The 6,573-nt window shown below is 39.1% G+C and carries 5 protein-coding genes; 2 read left to right on the top strand and 3 right to left on the bottom strand.

Features of this window, described 5'->3' with window-relative positions:
- A partial coding sequence (locus tag ACEW8U_RS20225) for a DUF4249 domain-containing protein (RefSeq protein ID WP_373523864.1) occupies nt 1-906 on the bottom strand: 906 nt, incomplete at its 3' end.
- Nucleotides 907-1,176: 270 nt separating this feature from the next.
- On the opposite strand from ACEW8U_RS20225, the gene ACEW8U_RS20220 reads away from it, so the two are divergent.
- Both ACEW8U_RS20220 and ACEW8U_RS20215 read left to right on the top strand, forming a co-directional pair.
- On the top strand, nt 1,177-1,551 hold the full coding sequence (locus tag ACEW8U_RS20220; protein WP_373523863.1) for a BlaI/MecI/CopY family transcriptional regulator: 375 nt from the start codon (nt 1,177-1,179) through the stop codon (nt 1,549-1,551).
- The gene (locus ACEW8U_RS20215; RefSeq protein ID WP_373523862.1) at nt 1,551-3,629 is read left to right on the top strand and encodes a M56 family metallopeptidase; all 2,079 of its coding nucleotides are present in this window, start codon (nt 1,551-1,553) and stop codon (nt 3,627-3,629) included. Before ACEW8U_RS20220 ends, ACEW8U_RS20215 begins: the two co-directional genes overlap by 1 nt.
- A gap of 3 nt (nt 3,630-3,632) precedes the next feature.
- Here ACEW8U_RS20215 and ACEW8U_RS20210 read toward each other — a convergent pair whose 3' ends face one another.
- Nucleotides 3,633-4,766, bottom strand: coding sequence for a hypothetical protein (locus ACEW8U_RS20210; RefSeq protein WP_373523861.1), 1,134 nt, complete (start codon nt 4,764-4,766; stop codon nt 3,633-3,635).
- 126 nt (nt 4,767-4,892) lie between these two features.
- Entirely contained in the window at nt 4,893-6,302 is a 1,410-nt protein-coding gene (locus ACEW8U_RS20205) for a Gfo/Idh/MocA family protein (RefSeq protein WP_373523860.1), read from the bottom strand.
- Nucleotides 6,303-6,573 lie beyond the last annotated feature (271 nt).

Genomic DNA, 6,573 nt, shown 5'->3' with positions numbered 1-6,573 from the left:
CTCTTGATCTTCTACATTGAGCATATTCCCTCTAATATTGGCAGGAGGCAAGTCAAAAACACTACCGTTAAGCCGTAAATGTTGGTCAATTAATCTCAAATGCCTGTAAGCATCCTGCGAAATCGACATGTGCTGCATATCAAGTCTGAAAATGCCCTTAAACCTGATTCCGTTATCACGCAAGTATGCAATCACTCTTCTTTGATAGATGCCGTTGAACTCTTGGTCTTCAGCAACAAAAATATTTAGAGGTCTCGGCACCTCTTTGACATAACATACTTTACAGCATTCCAAGGGATTGGGGCATCTGGGACAGGTAGGGTGATCTGGCCCATTATGATTGAGTTCAGGTTCACCTATCAACTGATAATCACTGGGGAGAATATTCCAGAAATAAAAATTCTGTTCATCTCCAGGATCTTGGAAATGAGCTAAAACCTGTACACCGATTTCATCATTCATCCGGTCCAAGGAAGGTGTCCGTACTGATTGAAAAGTGACGGAATCGAGTTCAGGTACTGTAGCTGCAATTTCTGGTCTTGAAATAAATCTGGGACCCTCAAACAGGATCACTTCAAGATTGTAAGACCGGCCCACTTGGGCGGCAAAATTCTCATTGGTCAGGTAGATCCCGGGGGAAACTTCATTGAGCAATTCAACATTTCCCAAGTCATCCTTGATCATTACAGTAGCCAATTGCTCAGGTCTGTTGAGACCGTTGAATTCCGGGCCGAATATATCTGCCCTGGAAAGGCGAATCTGATGAGCCTTTGGAAGCGTAGTGAGGTAACCCTCAATATTTAGAATTCTTTGTGGGCGTTCTGAAGTGAAAGGAAACTTATCAATACATGTTGTCAAAAAGACCAAACTGAACAGCCATACTAATTTTACGAAAAATCTTTTCACCTACAATAATTTTAGAAATTGAAATTCAAGATAATATTAAAAATTGAAAAATTGAAAAAAATTGTCCACCGTGGCGGATTGAAAAATTGTAGCAAATATTTATAATTCTTCCAAAAATATAGCGGTTAAATTATTTTTCAGTAATAAATGAAGTATTGCACTTGAGAAAAATGAATTGACAAAAATCAGAGGTACGAAAAAAATCGTAAAATAATTTGCATTACGACAGTCTTGGTATAACTTTGTACGAAATAAATCGTATTAACCGATATGCAAGCTAAACCAACTGAATCCGAACTGGAAATCCTTTCAATTTTATGGCCTATGAAAAAGGCCACTGTTAGGGAAATCCATGAGAAACTGGCCGAAACAAAGGATACCGGCTACACTACTACACTGAAGCAGATGCAGATCATGCATGCCAAAGGATTGCTCAAAAGAGATGAGCAAAACAAAACACATATCTATTTTCCGGCTGTGGATGAGCAGGTAACCCAAAAAAGCCTGTTGAGCAATTTTGTGAGTACGGCATTTGGTGGATCATCCAAAAATCTGGTTATGCAGGCTTTGGGGCAGGGCAATACTTCCAAAGAAGAATTAGATGAAATACGTGCATTTCTTGACCAATTAGAACAAGATCAATAATGGAACTATTGGAAACATTACTCCCTCAAAAATACCTCTTTGCACTAGGTTGGATGATCCTCCATGCCATTTGGCAGATAGCAGGTATTGGATTGATTCTGTGGCTTGTTCTTAGAATCTTTCAACAAAAATCAGCTGCATTCAAATATAGGCTGAGTATCGGTGCCTTATTTTTGATCAGCACTTTGGCCATCGGAAGTTTTTTGTTCCATTTGCAGGAAAAGCCGTATGCTAAGGAATTCACTTTTACCCAAACTGACCTGGATTACTATATTACCCAAGGATACACTTTAGATTCATCAGCCGATGTCGGTTCAACAATATTAGCACCATATTCTGATTGGTCCACGCTTTCAAAACGAATCGAAACTTGGATACCGTTTATGGTACAGCTGTGGGTTTTGGGAGCCATGTTGTTTTTGGTAAGGTTTGGAACATCTTTAGCAGATTTAAGAAATATAAGTAACAAAAACCATCAAATGGTTGATCCCAAATGGATGCAGCTTCTCCAGCAACAAATGGCTTTGCTTCAATTGAATAAGCCTATCAAGTTACTGAAAACCATTCATTTGGACATGCCTGTAACTTACGGAGTCTGGAAGTCTTTCATATTGATCCCTGCAAGTCTGTTTTTTCATTTGTCTCCAGAACAGCTTGAGGCTATTTTGGCCCATGAACTTGCACATATCAAACGATACGACTATTTGGTCAATTTATTTCAGTCATTTCTTGAAGTCATATTTTTCTTTCATCCAGTATTCTGGTGGATCAATAAAACAGCAAGAGAACTAAGAGAAAACGCATGCGATGATATGGCAATCAACATGGGAATAGCACCCAAAGACCTGGCTCATGGTCTGGCAAATGTCCTCAACCATGCCAACAAACTAAGTCCTGAAATGGCTATGGCAGCAGCCAAAACCAGAAATCACACTTTGGACAGGATCAAAAGAATTATGGGAGTCAAAACCTCCCCTACTCAACTAACTACTTTAACCAGCATAACTATGATGATTACCCTACTTATTGGTGCAACCTTAATGGTCGGCGCCAGTGATAAGCCTTCCATGGACTCCTTAGAGGACTTGGTGGCGACTGAAACCGAAATCACCACCACTGAACTAGACATTCCAGAAATCAAGTTCTTCGCTGAACAGGACACAGTCCCCCTAAAGAAAAAAAGAATTTTTCAGTATGAAGGCGACTCTATTACAGAAAGAGAACTGACACCCGAAGAACATGCTGAAATATCAAAAAAACTTGCTGAGGGGTTAAAGCCATTAGCTGAAATGGGAATCATATTTAAAGACTTGGATTTCAATTTTTTCAGCAATATGCCACAGCTAAGAATTGGAGAACCGCTCATGCCTCCAATGGATTTTGATGATATGCCACAATGGGAATTTGATGATATGCAATTTGAGCAAATGATCCCTCATCCAGATTTTTTCAAGAATATCCCTATGCCCATCATGCCTGAAATAGATCCTAGGCTTTATCCTTCTCCTTTAGACATCAATGTATTCAAATTGGATACCACCAAAATGACAAAGGAGGAAATCAAAAAATGGCATGAAAAACGCCATGCAGATATGAAAAAATGGGCCGAAGCCCAAAAAGAATACCAAAAAAAAATTGAGCCTAAAATTGCTGAATACCAAGCCAAAATACAGGAATGGCAAAATGCAAATGAGCCAAAAATGCAGGAATTCCAAATGAAAATGGAGGATTGGCAAAAAGAGTTTCAGCCAAAAATCGCCGAATACCAAGCCAAAATTCAAGAATGGCAAAAAGCCAACGAACCCAAAATGAAGGAATTAGAACTAAAAATGAAAGCTTGGCAGGAAGAGAATCAACCAAATCTTGAGGAATTCCAGAATAAGATGAAAATATGGGAAGAAGAAAACCGACCCAAAATGGAGGAGTTCCAAAAGAAAATGGAAATCTGGCAAAAAGAGAATGAGATCAAGATGGAAGAATTCCAAATCAAAATGCAGGAGTGGCAAACAGAACATCAGGAACAGATTCGAAAGTTGGAGCGATCCGTTAAAGAGAGGAGTAAAAAGGATATTGATTGATAATCATTCCCTCTCACCACTCCCATCAGTAAACATAATCCATGAATCAAACCTATTGCCCTGCGGAAAAGACCTGTCCCCTGCAAAAACCAACTCATCAGGTTCTCTACTGGCAATGGCAAAGTGTCTGTACAAATTATCACCTCCATAAATCTTCTCAACACCACCACTTCCCCTCAATCCTGTAGTAAAAAGCAGACCTGCATCTAATTGCTCCGGAGTAGCATTGGTAAACCCGCAAAAATGAATCGAATTATCCTTGTACAATGCGTCAAAAAACCAAAATTTATTGGTTCCATCACCATGGTCTAAATCCCATAAAATGTTCCCATCGGCATCCAACTCAAAGGCCCAAGCAGCTATTTGTTTGGATCCTACAAAAAGATAGCTACCTAGAGGACTTTTGATCACCTTGTTGACAACCGAAAAACCTTGGGGACCTACCGATTTATACCAAACCAACTCACCATTTATAAATCTGTAAACTTGAATATCACCTTCATCAGATTGGGAATCTGAAATTACCCGAGAGCCTTGGACCAGAAAATTCTCCTTACTTTCAACCAAGAGATTATATGTGAAAAAATCATGCTCAGCCTCAAATATGATTTTTGAAGTTTCAACCGTCGACCCATTCTTTGAAAAAACCTCAATGTTTATGGTTCTGTGATTTTGACTTTCACCTTCTTTATTTTTTGAAATAAATGCCAAAATCAATTGATCATCTATCACCCTGACAAACGGAATTTCCACATCCCCATCAGTAAAAGTTATAAACTTATCCCACAATAAATCCCCGTTGATATCAAATGCAGACAGGCCAATGATATTTTCACTACTAGATCTTCCAGTCAAAAATAAATGGGAACCATCGACAGTAAGGTTGGCAAAAATATGGTTGGTAGCGGGAATCTGCTTCACCAGTCCACCATCTTGATCCAAAATCGAAAACCTATTGGTATTAAATATTACAAAACCATCGTTGCTAAGCACTTCCATTCCTTTTGTCCCACCATCTCCCTCAATAAAAACCTCGTTTGAAGAATCTTCAGGACTTATAGGTGCTTCAATGTTGTCACATGAAAAAACCCCAATGGTTAAAAAAAATAAAAGACAAATTTTATTCAGATAATTCATGATTATAATCTTTTGATAATTCAATATTTATTTGTACTAATTTAATTAAAAACATTGTTTAATCAAAAAAAAAAAATACAAATCCTGAATTTCAACTTACTATAAAAGGTAATAAAATACCTTCCTTTACATCTCCCATCCCTTTCTCACAGGCTCTTGAATGTATTGATCAGCTTCAGAAATCCCTTTGGCTTTCATATTGTCATAATCCCATTCAATCAGTTTTCCACCCAAACGCAGAGACAAAACGCCCAATAAAGTAATCTCCGTCAATCTGGATCCATATTCAAAATTGGAGGAGGCTTGATCATTGTTTTTTATGGCATCAATCCACTCTTTGAAATGACCTGGTGACCTTTTAAGATATGGCTTGGGAGCTTTGATATTGTTTCGTAAGGATTCAGGAAAAACCTGTGGTTTTCTGTTTCCCCCATCGTTAAAGATCACCCCTTTGGTACCTACAAACATGGAGGCTCGACTTGGATAAACAAATCCTTTTGAAAGTGATGGATGCAGATCAGGTTTCAAACCTCCTGAGTACCAGTTGATCTTCATGGCTGTTTGCTTGCCGTTTGCAGAAAAATTGAAATAGCCGATTTCGCCATAGGGAGCAATTTTATTATCAGCATAACCTGCCGGAAATACCTGTACCGTATCCGGCTTTTCCAGATCAAAAGCCCAAGTCACGGCATCCATGTCATGGCAACCAAAATCTCCCAATGCCCCGCATCCGTAATCCCAAAAATCTCTCCAAGTTACTGGAACATAATCCTGATGGAAAGGAACCATCTCCCTCGGACCTATCCATTGGTCCCAATCAAAACCAACCGGCATCGTACTTTCTCCCTTTGGTAGCCCCTTCAATCCGGGCAGCCATCTACCTGCAGGAACCCAAGCATGGCATTCCTTGACTTCACCAATTACACCTGCCCTGAGGTATTCCACTGTTTCCCTCATTCCATCAGCAGCATGTCCAGAATTGCCCATTTGCGTGATCAGTCCTGTTTCTTTGGTTACTTTGGCCACTTCTCGGGCTTCCCAGATATTGTGAGTCAGAGGTTTTTCACAGTACACATGTTTGCCCATTTTCAAAGCCATCAAAGTAATGTATGCATGGGTATGGTCTGGGGTCGAACAGACTATGGCATCCAAATCTTTCGACTCCTCCATCATTTTTCTAAAGTCTTCGTATTGGGTAAGACGCTTTCTTTCCCCTTTACCCTCATAAAAATCTTCAATCAGTTCTGCTGTAGGTCCTCTGCCCGCTTCTGAACGATAGTAAAAATTTGCCAGATTCCAGTAGTAAGCAGGATCAGCAATAGCTGTAATATTCACATCCTCCAATTTTAAAAATGCCTGTACATTTTGCTTACCCTTACCTCCTGCACCTATAAAACCTAGGTTTACCTTATCGCTTGGGGCAACAAATCCTGGCCCTCCCAAAACATGTCTCGGCACAATCATAAATCCTGCACCGCTCAACAAGGATGCTTTGACAAAATCTCTTCTGGAAAATGGATTCTTTTTATAATTCATGGTTAGTTATGAGTTTGGGGTTGTCTTTATGATCTTTGATTACCTTATTGGATGATTTATTGGGAAATTCTATTTAAGCAGATATTTATTGATACCTGCCTGCGGAAGGCAGGTTAGATATTTGTGGATATTGTTTCTGAATCTAATTGTAATTTAGATTTATTGAGCTATTTACAGAATATTGTAAATCCTGTTGATCAATAATGCAAGTTGAAATTTAAAGTTATTAGATCCATTAAGGTACTTCCTTAAATCCGCAAGCGGATTAAGG

Source organism: Aquiflexum sp. (assembly GCF_041751335.1).
Taxonomy (GTDB): Bacteria; Bacteroidota; Bacteroidia; order Cytophagales; family Cyclobacteriaceae; genus Aquiflexum.
The sequence above is the reverse complement of the archived record's forward strand: the minus strand, read 5'-3'. Positions and strand labels throughout refer to the sequence as shown.

Bases quoted from the DNA above. Each gene is read 5' to 3' on its own strand.
- ACEW8U_RS20210 (WP_373523861.1), bottom strand. From the start codon at position 4,766: ATGAATTATCTGAATAAAATTTGTCTTTTATTTTTTTTAACCATTGGG.
- ACEW8U_RS20220 (WP_373523863.1), top strand. From the start codon at position 1,177: ATGCAAGCTAAACCAACTGAATCCGAACTGGAAATCCTTTCAATTTTA.
- ACEW8U_RS20205 (WP_373523860.1), bottom strand. From the start codon at position 6,302: ATGAATTATAAAAAGAATCCATTTTCCAGAAGAGATTTTGTCAAAGCA.
- ACEW8U_RS20215 (WP_373523862.1), top strand. From the start codon at position 1,551: ATGGAACTATTGGAAACATTACTCCCTCAAAAATACCTCTTTGCACTA.